The sequence below is a fragment of the Ktedonobacter racemifer DSM 44963 genome (genome assembly GCF_000178855.1).
In the GTDB taxonomy this organism is placed as follows: Bacteria; Chloroflexota; Ktedonobacteria; order Ktedonobacterales; family Ktedonobacteraceae; genus Ktedonobacter; species Ktedonobacter racemifer.
In genome coordinates this window covers 2,634,924-2,650,396 of sequence record NZ_ADVG01000001.1, presented here as the reverse complement: position 1 = coordinate 2,650,396, position 15,473 = coordinate 2,634,924, and the positions used below count along the sequence as shown (strand labels likewise).

Annotated in this window: 10 protein-coding genes, 1 pseudogene and 1 CRISPR repeat array; of the genes and pseudogenes, 1 reads left to right on the top strand and 10 read right to left on the bottom strand. The window is 52.0% G+C overall.

From position 1 onward, the window contains the following. Positions 1 to 10: 10 nt before the first annotated feature. Complete coding sequence (locus tag KRAC_RS11440; protein WP_007907069.1) at positions 11 to 580, bottom strand: hypothetical protein; 570 nt, start codon at positions 578 to 580, stop codon at positions 11 to 13. A 149-nt stretch (positions 581 to 729) separates the two neighbouring features. Then, entirely contained in the window at positions 730 to 861 is a 132-nt protein-coding gene (locus KRAC_RS78220; RefSeq protein ID WP_274532093.1) for a hypothetical protein, read from the bottom strand. A gap of 906 nt (positions 862 to 1,767) precedes the next feature. Between KRAC_RS78220 and KRAC_RS11435 the strand changes: the two genes are divergently transcribed. Next, a complete protein-coding gene (locus tag KRAC_RS11435) occupies positions 1,768 to 2,427 on the top strand; it encodes an NUDIX domain-containing protein (protein WP_007907066.1) in 660 nt (219 codons plus the stop codon). Between the two features lie 194 nt (positions 2,428 to 2,621). Here the strand turns inward: KRAC_RS11435 and KRAC_RS79440 are convergent. From KRAC_RS79440 to cmr3, 8 genes and pseudogenes are all read right to left on the bottom strand, one after another. Beyond that, a pseudogene (locus KRAC_RS79440) lies at positions 2,622 to 3,947 on the bottom strand (IS701 family transposase). 470 nt (positions 3,948 to 4,417) lie between these two features. Further along, a CRISPR array of direct repeats spans positions 4,418 to 7,603; the repeat unit is 37 nt; unit sequence GTCTGAAGAGGTAAGCTCCCGCCTGAGGGATTGGAAC. Then, the gene (locus KRAC_RS11415; protein WP_007907058.1) at positions 7,604 to 8,932 is read right to left on the bottom strand and encodes a transposase; all 1,329 of its coding nucleotides are present in this window, start codon (positions 8,930 to 8,932) and stop codon (positions 7,604 to 7,606) included. Positions 8,933 to 9,909: 977 nt separating this feature from the next. Beyond that, positions 9,910 to 10,287, bottom strand: a complete 378-nt coding sequence (csx15, locus tag KRAC_RS11410; RefSeq protein ID WP_007907055.1) for a CRISPR-associated protein Csx15 — start codon at positions 10,285 to 10,287, stop codon at positions 9,910 to 9,912. A 5-nt stretch (positions 10,288 to 10,292) separates the two neighbouring features. Then, on the bottom strand, positions 10,293 to 11,480 hold the full coding sequence (locus KRAC_RS11405) for a Card1-like endonuclease domain-containing protein (RefSeq protein WP_007907053.1): 1,188 nt from the start codon (positions 11,478 to 11,480) through the stop codon (positions 10,293 to 10,295). 9 nt (positions 11,481 to 11,489) lie between these two features. After that, entirely contained in the window at positions 11,490 to 12,773 is a 1,284-nt protein-coding gene (cmr6, locus tag KRAC_RS11400; RefSeq protein WP_007907051.1) for a type III-B CRISPR module RAMP protein Cmr6, read from the bottom strand. Next, positions 12,770 to 13,228, bottom strand: a complete 459-nt coding sequence (cmr5, locus tag KRAC_RS11395; protein ID WP_007907050.1) for a type III-B CRISPR module-associated protein Cmr5 — start codon at positions 13,226 to 13,228, stop codon at positions 12,770 to 12,772. Before cmr5 ends, cmr6 begins: the two co-directional genes overlap by 4 nt. A gap of 2 nt (positions 13,229 to 13,230) precedes the next feature. Then, the gene (cmr4, locus tag KRAC_RS11390) at positions 13,231 to 14,253 is read right to left on the bottom strand and encodes a type III-B CRISPR module RAMP protein Cmr4 (protein ID WP_007907049.1); all 1,023 of its coding nucleotides are present in this window, start codon (positions 14,251 to 14,253) and stop codon (positions 13,231 to 13,233) included. Next, the gene (cmr3, locus tag KRAC_RS11385; protein WP_007907048.1) at positions 14,254 to 15,471 is read right to left on the bottom strand and encodes a type III-B CRISPR module-associated protein Cmr3; all 1,218 of its coding nucleotides are present in this window, start codon (positions 15,469 to 15,471) and stop codon (positions 14,254 to 14,256) included. It lies immediately after the preceding gene. Positions 15,472 to 15,473 lie beyond the last annotated feature (2 nt).

Here is a 15,473-nt window from a genome sequence, read left to right as displayed (position 1 = left end):
AGTAATAGATCTACTTCTTTTTGATGCCTAAAGCCACAAACCGCCAATCATTCTCAGGATACCCAACCGCTTGCCAAATCAGGCGATGAGCAGCGTACCCTGTGAGCGACCCTCGTTTTACGAGCACAGCAGTCACTTTATCGACAGCAATGGAATAGTCTGAAAGGATGGTTTGAGCCTGTGTCCAGCACGTATCTGTTATAGCCTCACGTTGCTGCTGATCAATATTCATCTGGGAAAGTATTTCTTTAATTCGTTCCAAATCCTCTCGCTCGCTTCCTTCAGGATATCTGACACTATCTTCCTCTTCATCCAATGCGAGATAGAGAGAGCAATAATACGCGGTGGATAGCATACCAGCGTAGTAGATCGTGATAAGATCAGGATTTGCGCTTTTCTCATTCCACTCTGGGTGTCCATTTGCGTCTTCCATGAAGGCACTAAAACGGCAGTAGCCTCCATATCCGTCTTCTCCGCTCAGGAGCGCGACAGATTCGATGCATCGTCCAATCGCGTGTCCTACGACAGCGTGTCCCGCTTCGTGATAGGCTTTGAGCACTGTGATGGTATCTGCAAACACTTTTACCTCCCGATGAAAAACGATAACATTCAGATCCTTTGATCAGAATATATTCATGCCAGCGCCTGGAGTGTCGAGAAGATCTCCTCCCAGGGAGCCATTAGGTGGAGAGGGATATCGACGGCCACCTGGCTCAACGTCTCAGCCGCTTATGAGTCCGCGCTCGTCTCCCCGGCTTGTGCTTTGAGGAGCACCTGAGCGATCACCCGTGCCAATTCTTCTGCATGCAGTTTGCCTCCGCGCGAGTGTACGTCGCGTCGCTGGCAATGCGCCGGGGCCATTCCAATTCAGTCTGCCGATAAGGATGACCTAACTGAGGCTTGCCCTTTTCTAGCCTCTCAGCGTAAAGATCAAAAAACTTCTCTGCTCACTCAGTCATCGAAACATGTGTTGTTCCCTCATCCGCAAACTTCACAAGACAGTGACCCAGGGCAATTTTATAGGTAGCCGTGTTCAGGCCAAACATAATGATGGCTCGTCAAAACTCGCTCATTTTAAATTGGTTCCTGGCCATTGGTTCTCCTTAAGATGATCATTTTCTATTCCATTCTTTTTTGTAAGAGAGAAAAGGTACATTATCGCCTACATCTTCAATGAATGACGATATTGGCTTATTTATGGCATTTACATTTATGAGTGCCGTAATCATATGTTAAATTAGTGGTAATAAGTGCTAAGAGTGGTCAGATTTTTGGGTGAAGCGTGATCAATCGGCATGAAGAGTGATCAGATAAACTATTGACGATGAGAGAAACCGCTTGAGATGCGGATCATTCTGAATCGTTTCTGTAAATTCGCGTGCGAATTTTCCCGCTTTTGCCCGTTCTATGCAGGCTGGGGTTTCTGGCTGGCCTGGCGAGACTCGCTCCTTTCAGCCCAAAACTGGACCGAAGGATAGGCGCTTCTGCTCACAATTCAAGCAAATTTTGCTCATGAATTGACACCGCCGAAAGTGGTGAACGTGCTTCCAGAGCCGTGTTTTTAGACAAAAGAGTTGAATTGCTCACTCTTGGCGCCTATTGCTCACGCTTCGCACTAAAATCTGTCAACTCGTCGCACTTACTACCAATTAGTAAATGTACATCTTAGCAAATGAGAGAATGGCATGGATGATAAAACGCCAGTTCTTTATTCACATCTCGAGTGACTCTTTGTGCGAAAAAAACTCTAAAGGAGGAAGGTGCTGTATGACGAAGAACGCAACAGGTGTCCTGGTCACTGTCGATATCGTGATCCCCCGTTTGGCCCCATCTGGCTCTGGCTGGGAAGTCGTGCTGATTCAAAGGAAAAAGGAGCCTTATCAGGGGCTATGGGCGCTTCCTGGAGGGCATCTTACCCCTGAAGACGCCTCGTTGGAAGCTGCGGCTCAGCGAGAAGCACAGGAGGAGACTGGGCTTGCCATTCCGCTAGACATGTTCCAACAAGTGCATACTTTTGAGGATTTCGAAGATCCGCGTGGGAAGTATGTCTGTCTGCTTTACGTGCTTTCCAAACCGTTAGGCAAAGAAGCCTGTATTGAGGCTGGAGATGACGCTTCTCATGTCCAGTGGTTTCCAGTTGACGATTTGCAGGCCCTTCCCTATCTCGCTTTTCACCATATCAGATTGCTTCGTATGGCTCTTCGACAGATGTTTACATCCTCCTATCACCATGCTCTAGGAATGCAGCCAGTAGATGTTTGTCAGTGTGAGATCAAAAAGGATACCGGCGTAGGATGTCCCAATACAGCCTACTGGCGTTATGAAGGAATTGCTCTCTGCCCGCATCATATGCAGACCTTTGCCGCGAGAACTGAGAGTGCATGCATTGATGTGCCTTCGCCATCTAATGGCTGTGCTAGACACTGAATTATGTATAGCCTGATTTTCCAGAAATCGGGCTATCTTGTTTTATAGAAAGGAACTGCCTATGCATAAAGTGGATGAGCATCAAGGGCGGCGATTTTAACAGATGTGGATCAGAGGTGTGCAAAGCCATTATTCAGGTGCGCCGAAGCCTGGCTATATTTCTCCCTAGGAGGAGATGCCTAGTCCCTCTTCTGTCAGAAGGGGAGGGAGGCGTGAAAGCCGTTCGTGAAGGAAATGAGCGTAGCGAAGCCGGAGTGGAGATCAGGGATGTCGAAGACCATCAGCCAAGGCAAAATGAGGGAGAAGAAGACGTAGGGTTGGAGAATGAGTCTCAGGTTGTTCAGCAGGTTCTTCCATCCCTGGCTCGGATCCCACCACACATGCTCGGAGAAGCGGTCAGATGCAGCCTCCGGAGCAACCTCTTTGGAACTGCCTTGAGGAAGCGGCTCAAGCCACGCACGCGTTTGGTGGTGAAAGACGGGACTGTACAGGCTTACCAGCATATAGGCGCAGCACACGAGCTCCCACCAGCGCTCGATCGAACGGGAATCGGTCACGCGGTAATCCGCCCAGCCCAGTTCATTCTTCGTCTGCTTGAAGCCATACTCAATCCAGGTCCGCAACCCATAGGTGTCGCCAAGCGTTTTTCGCAGGTTCCCTTGCAGATTGGTCATCACATACGTGGTGCTTTGAGTCGGCATCGTCTTGGGATCGGTCGTGAGCAGATAGAAACGGGTCCTCAAGCGTTGGCCATAGATCACCTCACGGATGCGCGCGGGTTTGCGACTTCCCGTTGGAAAAGGTCCGCTCGAACGGACGCCAGGTGCTGTAACGGATACGCTGACCAGGCGGGATCCACATGCCGTGATCATCGCGAATGGCCAGGACATAGGTGAGGTGTCGCGTTTCCAGCTCCCGCACAAACTGGGTACTCTCGCCATACAAGCTGTCTGCCAACACGACATCAAACTGCGCATCCCCAGGCTTGCAATTCCTCAATGATCTCGACCGCCAACTCTGGTTTGGTTTTGTACTGGTCCTCTCCTTTGAGGCGCTTGTCAGGTTTGAACACGCGAAAGAGCAAAGGAAAGGTCATCTGATCGAGGACCCCATAGGCATTGACCGAGACGATACCATTCTCGATTTTTCCCAGGTTCCCGATGTATTGCGAGGCCACATAATCGGTTGTCTTTCCTTTCTTCTTGTCGCCTGTCTCATCAATACACAACACGAACGATCTGCCAGCAAGAGCTTGCCGCAGGAGCTGGAGTCGTCTGCTTCGCACCTCTTGCACATCCCAGAGGCCATTGGCGACAAAATGATGGAGCGCCTGGGCGTCAACCTCTCCGCAGATTCTGGCGATGGCTGGTAACGTTTTGCGCTTGATCTCCGACAAGAGTCCCAGATGGACGTATTTGAAGTGCTCCCGCACTGCGCACATCAGGGAAGAGGTCCTCATAGCACGTACAATACTCGTCGACAAAGGCCACTGTCGGTGTCGCTTGTCTTGCCAACGTCATGGTGCATCTCCTCTTTTTGCTTAGATACCATTCCTCCTTCTCTTTTCAGCCTATCCCTCCCTGACAAAAGAGGGCTAAGTACAATCACACAACTTTTTTGGCATTGAGTGCCCTTGATAAACAGGATTCATCCCGAAAACTTTGCGTGATTGTACTTAGTAGTTGCAAAAGCAGGCTATTTTTCGGACTAAAGAAATTACTGCTTGCGAATATAAGTTATGCAAGATATACTACAAAAAGCAGGGTAATTTACCATGTTGCTCGCACCTTCTGAAACACCATGATACATCTCGCGGGAACCACATGCGCCCACGGTCTTGAGCTCAGGTTACCGCAAGGCTCTACAAGCCATCTGAGTACCTTTCCAACCAAAAAACGCCTGAAATTAGCTTCCAAAAACTCGCCAAAAAGTGAGGTTTCCGCAAATGGCATCGCCACTCCGCCTCCCAGGCCATGCGGGAACCCCATCAGTCTGAAGAGGTAAGCTCCCGCCTGAGGGATTGGAACCGCAGAATATTAGGGAGCCAACGTCCAGCAGGAATACCGTCTGAAGAGGTAAGCTCCCGCCTGAGGGATTGGAACCCAATTCAGTCTTCGCCAGCACAAGGCCGCGAAATGTCTGAAGAGGTAAGCTCCCGCCTGAGGGATTGGAACTGATCGGGGCGATCATCCGACTACACAGCGGATCGGTCTGAAGAGGTAAGCTCCCGCCTGAGGGATTGGAACCATCTCAGCCAGCATCGATGCTTCCCCGTCATCAAGGTCTGAAGAGGTAAGCTCCCGCCTGAGGGATTGGAACTGGCGCTGCGCTGTGCGCTGCTGTACAAGTGGTGCGACGTCTGAAGAGGTAAGCTCCCGCCTGAGGGATTGGAACGTATAGCCCTTCCAATGTGCCATACCGCCTGTCATTGTCTGAAGAGGTAAGCTCCCGCCTGAGGGATTGGAACCTGCCATAATGCGCTCCAGGGATACGTTGGGCCAGGTCTGAAGAGGTAAGCTCCCGCCTGAGGGATTGGAACGAAGAAATGCGTAATGTACCCTACTAAAACCGCGCTGTCTGAAGAGGTAAGCTCCCGCCTGAGGGATTGGAACTACTTAATTTGTATCCAATCAGGATACCACTTACATGAGTCTGAAGAGGTAAGCTCCCGCCTGAGGGATTGGAACCTTAACATGTACCATACAAGATACAACTAGCCCGAAGTCTGAAGAGGTAAGCTCCCGCCTGAGGGATTGGAACCACGAGAGCGTAGAGGTAGAACGCCTCTACGCTATGTCTGAAGAGGTAAGCTCCCGCCTGAGGGATTGGAACACTTGCGTATGTCGTTGGCAGTCTCCCCGTTCTTAAGTCTGAAGAGGTAAGCTCCCGCCTGAGGGATTGGAACTGCGAGGTAAGCATAGACGAGGCGAGACAGTTAAATGTCTGAAGAGGTAAGCTCCCGCCTGAGGGATTGGAACGCGGAGGAGGAGGCAAAGGAGCCCAGCATCTTTGATGTGGTCTGAAGAGGTAAGCTCCCGCCTGAGGGATTGGAACGTAGGCTAATAGACGGCCATCAATGCCGGCGGTGGAGGTCTGAAGAGGTAAGCTCCCGCCTGAGGGATTGGAACATGATGTTGCAACTCCGACAACAGGCCCGCATCAGCGTCTGAAGAGGTAAGCTCCCGCCTGAGGGATTGGAACGCTTTGGCTTATGCCTGCCATAATCTGGAGCGCCGTCTGAAGAGGTAAGCTCCCGCCTGAGGGATTGGAACAATAAGCTTCACAAACTCAGCCTGGGTTATCCCCCCGTCTGAAGAGGTAAGCTCCCGCCTGAGGGATTGGAACACGGCCTCCCTCTCCACTTTCAGCATGTCCGAGACGGTCTGAAGAGGTAAGCTCCCGCCTGAGGGATTGGAACAGTACTTCTGGATAGTGCATAGTACACAATTCTGTGTCTGAAGAGGTAAGCTCCCGCCTGAGGGATTGGAACTAGCAATGGAACTGGCATTCTTATTATGTCTATTCGTCTGAAGAGGTAAGCTCCCGCCTGAGGGATTGGAACAATAACTTCATATTATTGCTCCTCGCTCTCGTTTAGGTCTGAAGAGGTAAGCTCCCGCCTGAGGGATTGGAACACTCTCAAGAAAAGAGCCTAGCCCGCCGCCCTGGCTGGTCTGAAGAGGTAAGCTCCCGCCTGAGGGATTGGAACTACTCTCAAATGCAAGCTCCACCCACACCTGGCCAGCGTCTGAAGAGGTAAGCTCCCGCCTGAGGGATTGGAACAGCGCCTCGCCGCCATCTTGCCTATCCACTTTGGTGTCTGAAGAGGTAAGCTCCCGCCTGAGGGATTGGAACAGGAGTTACTTATGAACGCTCTAGCCAAGAATGCAGTCTGAAGAGGTAAGCTCCCGCCTGAGGGATTGGAACTTCTTTTTTCCTGCTGGTGCTCCTGATATGTAGTGTCTGAAGAGGTAAGCTCCCGCCTGAGGGATTGGAACATAGCGAATAGCCCAGTTCAAAAAATCATTCATCGTTGTCTGAAGAGGTAAGCTCCCGCCTGAGGGATTGGAACAGCACCCGCATCATATCAAACTCGCAGGAGATGCGGTCTGAAGAGGTAAGCTCCCGCCTGAGGGATTGGAACCATCATAAATGCCTGTCTTGGGATCATAGGTAAACTCGTCTGAAGAGGTAAGCTCCCGCCTGAGGGATTGGAACTTGACGAATCCAGACGGGACAAAACAGGCGGGAGCGGTCTGAAGAGGTAAGCTCCCGCCTGAGGGATTGGAACTCGTTATCGAGCTGGGTGTCACAGAAGAGCAGGAAGTCTGAAGAGGTAAGCTCCCGCCTGAGGGATTGGAACCGCATACCCTTGCGCTAGATATTGCCAGGCTTCATGTCTGAAGAGGTAAGCTCCCGCCTGAGGGATTGGAACCTTATCCATCTTGTCGGAGAAGTGGAATACAGGCGCCGTCTGAAGAGGTAAGCTCCCGCCTGAGGGATTGGAACACATAACCTGCCTCATCCACATTGATTAAATCGTAGTCTGAAGAGGTAAGCTCCCGCCTGAGGGATTGGAACGCTCTTTTAATCCGAGTGCTTCCCAGAGTGGAACATCGGTCTGAAGAGGTAAGCTCCCGCCTGAGGGATTGGAACCGGATCTACAATAACTTTGCCGCAGCCGCTAGCATTGCCGTCTGAAGAGGTAAGCTCCCGCCTGAGGGATTGGAACCGGATCTACAATAACTTTGCCGCAGCCGCTAGCATTGCCGTCTGAAGAGGTAAGCTCCCGCCTGAGGGATTGGAACTGTGAGCTCGATTGGCAGCAGTGCAGTTTTTTGGTGTCTGAAGAGGTAAGCTCCCGCCTGAGGGATTGGAACATTCCAGTAACGCCCAATCAATTGAGGGGTCACACCGTCTGAAGAGGTAAGCTCCCGCCTGAGGGATTGGAACTAGTCCCTGAGTACCTGCTCACGCGAAACTGAAGCGTCTGAAGAGGTAAGCTCCCGCCTGAGGGATTGGAACAAGAGCAGCATCCCGGCATCTATTGGGCAACGCTCTTCCGTCTGAAGAGGTAAGCTCCCGCCTGAGGGATTGGAACGGTGAAATCGACCTCACCACCCTTCACCCCAAGCCAGAGTCTGAAGAGGTAAGCTCCCGCCTGAGAGGGGTGCAACTAAATCATAGGTAGAAGTCCTCTATTGATGGAAATGGCTCGTTGCAGCGCCCGTACATTAATAATGAGATAGATCAAGGTATTGAGATTGGCAATCGAACGCCGGTTGCGGAGCCGGGGTCGTTCAATGCCCAGCTCTTTGGCCTGACTGTTGATGCGTTCGCAGCTCGTGCGTTGCGTGTACACAGCCTTGTAGAGCGGGCTGCTCCGATCTAGCAGGACTCTCATGAGGCCACCAGCCTCCCAGTTAGGATCTTTGTGGCATCCTTGCCCATGGTTGGATGAGAGCCGTTCACAGGCCTCTCCAGTCGGCGTGGGGAAGAGTAGGGGGCAGCCGAAACGCTGAGCACGATAGCCGTTGGTATGCTGAAACCCAAAGCGAGGCGTCATGCGCAACCCTTTGGCACATCGAGGCACAGCGTCAGGATCACGTACCATCTCAGGATGGCCATGTCCATTCTTGGGAATAGCTCCAATGCCCCCATGACGAGCGGCAGCTTCGTAGACATACCAGGCATCGAAGGCGGCATCGGCGGTCACATGGGTTGGGAAGGCTTGGAGCGCGACCGCAGCACGCTGGTAAAGGGGACGAAAGTAGGTCACGTCTCCTTCGTTGAACGGTTGGGTATACTCAGCCAGCACCACATCGCCGTAGTCGGGAGTGGTGGCTGCCGCAACGCCAGAGCCGTACCCCCAGAGCAACTCTTTCTTCTCTTTGGTCGACCCATCTGGTTGCTCCTGGTTGGTACTGCGTTTGACGCCAAGCTTGCAGTCAGGATCACCTGAAAGGACCTGATGTTTGTCAAAGCGCTCGGTGACGTAGGTTCGCAGGTTGTTCTCTTTCACCCAAGCGTAAATGTGCTTGACATCGAAGGCCACTGTTTCGCCCAGACCAGGAATCTCTGCTTGTAAGGAATGCACGGTTGCCTCAAGGAGCTGTTGCAAGAGCAAGGGGTCAAGGGTACGCAGTTTTTCGCCCAACCAGTAGCGAGAGGGAAGGGTCTTGTGAGCATCAAAGCCGTAGGGAGCTGATGGATCGAGCTCCAGGTGGAAGCCCAACTCGATGATGAGCAAGGGATGTTTGAGCAAAAAGCGCCGCAGTTGGGTCGAGTACATGAAGCCTTCACGGATGCGTAAGAGGAAGGCTTTGATGTAGGCCGCTTCGGAATGAGTCGGTGGACGTCGATGCAAGGATTGTTGGTCTTCCCACTGCTGCACGAGGGACCAATCGAGCAAAGCGAAGAACTGGCGATAGTCTTGCACGACCGGATCATGATCGAGAAGAGTGGTCAAAATAGCCTGGTCAAAGACACAAGAAACAGGTATCATAACCGAGGACTCCTTTGCTGAGGAAAATGTGGTTATGATTACTTTGCAAAGGAGACTTTCTTATGTCAAACATGAGGGACGTTTCTCATGAAAACGGGCGCATTTTCAACTTCTGATTTACTTGCTCCTGTGTTTAGAGAAAACGAAGACGATCAAGCATCGACAAAAAGGCCGATTTGCATTCCTGATTTAGTTGCACCCCTCGCCTGAGGGATTGGAACATCTTATATTACGTGCTCGACCTGTCCCACTGGCAGGGTCTGAAGAGGTAAGCTCCCGCCTGAGGGATTGGAACAGCTGGGCCAGCCTTGCCACGGCAAACTGGTAGCGGGGTCTGAAGAGGTAAGCTCCCGCCTGAGGGATTGGAACAGTAGGGAATGCTGGGGCGAGGCGACACCTGCTCTGGTCTGAAGAGGTAAGCTCCCGCCTGAGGGATTGGAACTGATCGTATCTGCCTCTAGCTGTCGTTGCAGTTGTTCGTCTGAAGAGGTAAGCTCCCGCCTGAGGGATTGGAACAGCAGGTTCATTTCGATGGTCGTCTGCCCCTTGTCGTAGTCTGAAGAGGTAAGCTCCCGCCTGAGGGATTGGAACTCTGATGAAACTATCAGGCGCATGATTAAAACAGGTCTGAAGAGGAAAGCTCCCGCCTGAGGGATTGGAACAGTATGCATTTCGGAGAGGGTGACAAAGCACTGGCGGTCAGAAGAGGAAAGCTCCCGCTTGAGGGATTGGAACAGAGTTCGTCGTCCGGCGTTACGCTATGGACCGTTGGGTCAGAAGAGGTAGGCACCCGCGAGAGGGATTAGAACTTGTCTCTGCTGGCGCTTGGCGCTCGTTCTGGTGGCCGCGTCAGAAGAGGAAAGCTCCCGAGTGAGGGATTGGAGCTTCTGTTACTTTGATGGGGTAGAGGTCCCAGCGCTCAATTGGAATAAGCGCCGGGCCTCTGATTATTGGTGAGGGTGGTGATGGGGACTGGTTTAGCGACGTCGGCGGGCTTCTTCGCGGATGGTTTGCAGGTTGAGCAGTTCCGCGACTTCGTATTGGGTGATAGGGCCTGGCTTAGGGCGCAGGCGGATGAACGTGGGGAAGTGGCCTACTCGCCCGTGGAGTTCGGCCAGGAGCAGAAACGCAGCTGGCGCGTAGCCGGGCGGGTTGATCAAGATGTGGCGTGTCTGCCATTCGTGAGAGGTCAGTCCTGCGACCTCAACCAGGGTCTGGATCTGCTTTGAGAGCGATTGGGCCTGGTCGATCTGTACCGGGATGGTGCGTACCTCCTCGATGGGACGCTGTGCTAGCTGTTCGATTTGTTTGCATTGTTCCTCTGTGATTGGGTGCGTGAAGTTAAGTACGAGCATCTATTTTATATCCTTTGGTAATCTGGCTTATTTGCTTTTTCTTTTATAATAGCAGCAATATCCGATAGATCCTCTCCTGCTACAACCATCGTTTCATAATGCTTTGCACTCTCACAGAAGGCCGCATAGCTAGCACTTGTCTTTGATTGATTCGTGATGAATAGTTTACTTACATAAGAACCTCCTAGGACATCCGCTTTCGCTCTCAGCTTATGTAGATGGCCTTTATTTCCTTTAAAGGCTTCTCGTTCTGCTTTGCATTCGCCCACAATAAGCTGTGCCATATACATGAGAAGCAAATCAAACTCGCGTGTAACGCCGCCATCAAGAACCTCACGCCCCCACTGACAATGCTCCTCATTGGCAAACCCCGATTGTATGATCGCGTTCCAGACATAAAACTCAAGCCAATCTCCTGTGCCAATAAAGTCAGCGGCCTCCAGTGAGGCGAAGCGCGCGAATACCTCACCAGCCTCATTTGTTCTGATAGCGAGCAGATGCTCACTTTGCAAAAAATCGACGAGCGGTGATGATGGAGGTATCTCTTTTAGAAGGCATTCCTTGGCCATGTAGCCTTCTTGTTTCTTAAGCCAGAAGAGCGGACTTTGCAAATTGGTAGTCTCAGGTGAGTTTACTAATGTCTCTGCAAGATATGTCTTTTGCTTTGTGAACTGGCGATAGTTTTCGTTGATACGTGATAAAGTACGGCCTTGAGCACTCATATAATCTGTGAGGGTCAAGTGGAAGAAGGTTGTCTTGTCAACCTCAGTTGGCTGCACCATAGAGACAATACGTTCGCCAGTCGTATCAATAACCCAGCAAGGGATCCCATTCTTCCTGGCAACTTCGTAGGCAGCGATGCCCAACACCTTTGGTGAAGAGGTAATATGACAGGTCCAGTCCCATTCGGAGGCTGGATACGGTTCGTATGCTTGTGAACACGCATTTAAGCAAGCTTCTAAGTCATAAACATCTACATCACGAAAGATGTTAATTTGACAATTCGGCAGAGATTTTGCCAGGTCAACAAACGCCTCTCCATGTATCCCAACATCTGATGTCTGTGTGGGTCGTCCCCATCCCCGCTCTGAAAGAATGATAGTTACTAACTGAGGTTTGAGCCAGAGTAACGTGAGAACATCAGGAACGGCTCTACCACCTGTGACGATAAGCAACGCTTTTTTCTTTTCCATGTGATCCCTCTACTTCTTTGCGTTTTTCTGTTTCACCTTGCCGCCTTTTTTGGGCCTGGGTTTGCATACAACAATGCGTGTCTCCTCGTGCTCAATAGTTTTGAGCACGATACAACTCCTATTTTCTCCTTGTGCCCAGTTTTTCGCTTCCTCAAAATCCTTACTGATCACGAGGAGTATATCCTGTGATGAATATTCGCGGTAGCGCAGGTAAGCGCTGGCGTTAGGATAGCGCTGTCGAAGGGATGTATCTGGTGAGATAACGCGACATTCGTTATGTGGTAACTCCTGAGCCGTGCGAAATTCGGGTAGCATCGGGCGAATGCGTTCCGCAGGCTCTACTGGCTCCGCTTGCTGCGTGATTGTATTTTCTGGCTGGTTGGCTGGTTTTTGGCCGGGGTTGGGGGCCTGGAAGTAGCCGTAACCGGCGCTGGTCTTGCCGCCTATACCATACTCGCTGAGCGCTTTTAGTAGCCATTGTTGGGCTTTTTCGACGTCGGCTTGATATTCGGGCTTTCTTGGGGCGAGCGCGAAGGCGAAGCTGGTCTCGGTGACGGTCAGAAATGGTACCGGATTAGGATTCTGGTCGTTTCTGGGCGGCTTGATGGCACCACCCTCTAAGCTCTTGTAGTAGTCGGGGTAGTGGGAGTTGATGATATCAACTATCAGCTTCGCTCTTCCATTGGCAGGCATGGCATCGAAGAAGATGACTGTGCCCGCGTTTTGCTGGCTGCCAAAGATGTGCATTATGTCTGGATGGACGCTGATGTTTTTTTCGGCTGATGGCTTTTGCTCGGTTGCCTGTTGCTCTTGTTCGGAGAGAATGGCATTTTCTCCCTCATCCGTAGCTTGCCTGGCATCTGAAGCAGGAGTAGGTGCTGTCTCGGCTTCGGCATAGGCTCGGGCCAGCCCTTTGAGTGCGCTTCCCGGAATGATGGGGAAGCCATAGAGGTGATGCAGCGTGATGTCTGTCTCCAGTACTGTACCCCCGCCGTTGCCGACAATCAAGTGCCAGTCTAGCTCGGCGAAAAATGGCTTTGCACTATGCATCTTTACCATCACTTGCCAGCGGTCATAGGCGGCTTGGAATAGTTTCTGGGACTCTGAGGTATCTTTTGTTTGCTGTATTATGTCACGCAACCAGTTGCTTTTTTCACTACTCTTGTCAATGACTCTGGCAGGAATATATTTATCAAGGAGTAGGCCCAGATTCTGACAACGCTTGTAGTAAGCGGTGATGGTGCTTTGCACTTTTGGCGGGTAATAGTAGGAAGGTAGTGGCTGATTGTTCATCCTTCCTCTCCCTCTAGTTCGGCCTCTGCGAAGCGGCTTAGCCAGGTGCCAAAGGCCAGGCATTCTGTAGTTGCGCGGCGATAGTCCGAGGCGCTTGTCCCTTCATCGATAACCCAGTCTCGCAAGCCTTCCTTTATATCTTTGATCGCATCTTTATTATGGGCTTTGAAGTGGTCTTTCATCCAGCGTGTGATGTGTAGCGAGAGGTAGTGATGTTCATTACATTTGATCTCGCCATTTTCCTTTTTCTCACACTTGGCTTTTGCACACAGGAAGGCAAGTGTCTGGCCGAGACCATTGATTTGGATCATAGCGTTCAGGCCGCGCGCAAGGGAGCGATATTTCTTGCTTAGATCAGTACCCTGGTCTTTGATGAATTTCACATTCTCCCAGGCCTGGCGGGCGCGTCGCTGCTCGATAGTCTGACGCCGGGTTGGCTGTTGTGTAGACTGCATGACTATCTCCCCTCCTGTGCATGATTCTTGCCCCAATGCATACGCACCATGCCGCGCCCAACGGTCTCGTCACCGCCAAGCTGGAGATAGTAATGCTGGTGCTTCCCGATGGTTTGGGCTTTGGCGAGCACATCTTCCGCGCGCATGAATGGCTCGGAGAGGGAAAGGCCGTCCGCGTCCTTTCTCTGGCTCTCTCTCCGTTTGCGCGCATGTGTGGCGTAGATAGGCACGTAGAGGAGTGTATCGTTGGGCAGGTGCTCTTCCGTCCAGAGCATTCCTTTGGCGACGGTTCTGGTTTCGGGGTCAATGCGCACGCGTGTGATGATCTCGGTCGCGTTGACGACAAAGTCGCGGAAGTCATTATCCGGCAGGATGACGAGTGAGTGCCGAAGCTTCTCTCGCCAATAGGTGTATAAGTCTTGCCCCGAATTGCCGCTCTTCTCTTCTCGTGGAAAGGCGTTATCGGCGATCCAATCCGCGATCAGTTGTACATTTTCATCACGCTCAGCGTCAAAGCTAAACTCTTCTAACACAAGCGCACCATCTGGAGCGACGCGGCTCTCTTGTGTCACCAGGGCCTTTTGCTCATTAGCTACTCCAGCAGAAGGGATGCTCCAGGGAATATCTTGCTGCCCGCGAGAGAGGTCACGTACGAAGCGACTCAGCACATCACATGAGGTGACATAGGCGAAGATCCCCATCAGCGAGCGCACCGGGAAGAGTAAGAGACGCGCGTCTCCCGCGATGAGCGCGCCAGCGTGTTCAGCGCCATCTTTCTCTGGGCCGAAGACCGCGCTGATCTCTTCCTTTGTCCAATCTGGTTTTTTGCTCTCTAATGCTAAGGTAGCGGCTGCTAAGGTAGCGGCTGCGCGCAGCTTGCCTTTCACGCCGCTGCCCTGAATCATAGGATACTGTGTAATGCGCTCTCGCTGAATGGGAAGATCAACCGCGCTCAAACCGGAGCCGGTGCCAGCGTGTAGTGGGGTCTCAACGTAGAGATAGAGCATAGTAGCTTCCTGTATCATTTACTTCCACTCTCCTGTATAGGTAATACCGTAGCCAATCTGCCAACCGTACTCGGTTACTGGCCTGGTGGTTTGTATTGGTTGATCAAAGTAATAGACGCTGCCCGCCGGAATACAACGACGTGTTGCCTTGGCCTTGCCGCCAGCGCTGCCAGGTTCCAGCGACCAGCCACCAATAGGTTGATAGCGATTGATGGCTGCGGTAAGCAGCCCTTCTGGTAGGATAGATGTATCATCAGGTAGCCAGCCATGTTTAAAATAGGCTGGCGTCGCGAAGTAGAGTAGGTTACCACTTTTCTGTGTTGAGTTATCTATCTCATCCTTACACTCGCTTGCCGTCAGAACGCGGAAGCGAGCCGCACGCTGCTCACCACCAAGCGTTAGCCAACCTTCAGGTGGCAGATGTAATTCCTCACCTGGCTCGCTATGTGGCTCCTCGCTTGAGGTCGCATTATGTCCATTAGCCCTATCTCCAAATGCGATATCGAGGACGAAGCCGTATCCTTCTTGCATGCGAATCAGCGATACCTGGTAAAGGTAGCCTTCCTTCGTCACCTGTGTAGGTGTATCCATACCAATTCCCAGGCGCGGCTCTCGCATGTATATATTGTTAGGGCTCACAGTCATTTCGGGAGTTAGCACGGTGTCATTGTTCAGAAATGATTGCAGACCTCGCGCCGTAAGCCAGTCTTGCAATGAGCTGGCCTTTTTGGCGATTTTGTAGCCCTGGGATAGATGGGGAGATAGCAAGGCGTAGGGGCGCCCATCGCCATTTACGGGCATATTTGTCTCGTTCTGAGAAGGCTGGTCTAGTTGGGGTTTGGTGACCAGCAGGGCCTCCTTCTCGCCCGGTTGAATAGCATTCTTATCAGTCTTCAAGGACGCCTTGATGATACTGGCGGGTGGGGGAAAGAGTCGCTCAATCTCGCCGCCAGCTCTTCGTCTCCCCAATGTCAGGCCGGTGATGCGCAGGCGTCCATACGAGCTGCGATCTCCAATCAGCCCTAGCAGGGTGGAATGCGCGAAAATCGTTTCCAACGCATAGAGGGGCGGGCGTTGCGTATTCCCCCAATGGGTAGCGATGGCTGCACGTAAGGCTCCCTGGAGCGTCTCTGGCGTGGGTGGAAAAAGCGACTCAGCGAAGTTACTTTCGCCAGCCTCGAAGGGGCGGCCGGTACGAAACAACAATGGCTCAAGTGGCTCAATAAAGATACGCATCC

Coding starts and splice junctions, on each gene's coding strand:
- csx15 (WP_007907055.1), bottom strand. CDS start 10,287: ATGCTCGTACTTAACTTCACGCACCCAATCACAGAGGAACAATGCAAA.
- cmr3 (WP_007907048.1), bottom strand. CDS start 15,471: ATGCGTATCTTTATTGAGCCACTTGAGCCATTGTTGTTTCGTACCGGC.
- KRAC_RS11415 (WP_007907058.1), bottom strand. CDS start 8,932: ATGATACCTGTTTCTTGTGTCTTTGACCAGGCTATTTTGACCACTCTT.
- cmr6 (WP_007907051.1), bottom strand. CDS start 12,773: ATGAACAATCAGCCACTACCTTCCTACTATTACCCGCCAAAAGTGCAA.
- KRAC_RS11405 (WP_007907053.1), bottom strand. CDS start 11,480: ATGGAAAAGAAAAAAGCGTTGCTTATCGTCACAGGTGGTAGAGCCGTT.
- KRAC_RS11435 (WP_007907066.1), top strand. CDS start 1,768: ATGACGAAGAACGCAACAGGTGTCCTGGTCACTGTCGATATCGTGATC.
- KRAC_RS78220 (WP_274532093.1), bottom strand. CDS start 861: ATGGCCCCGGCGCATTGCCAGCGACGCGACGTACACTCGCGCGGAGGC.
- cmr4 (WP_007907049.1), bottom strand. CDS start 14,253: ATGATACAGGAAGCTACTATGCTCTATCTCTACGTTGAGACCCCACTA.
- cmr5 (WP_007907050.1), bottom strand. CDS start 13,228: ATGCAGTCTACACAACAGCCAACCCGGCGTCAGACTATCGAGCAGCGA.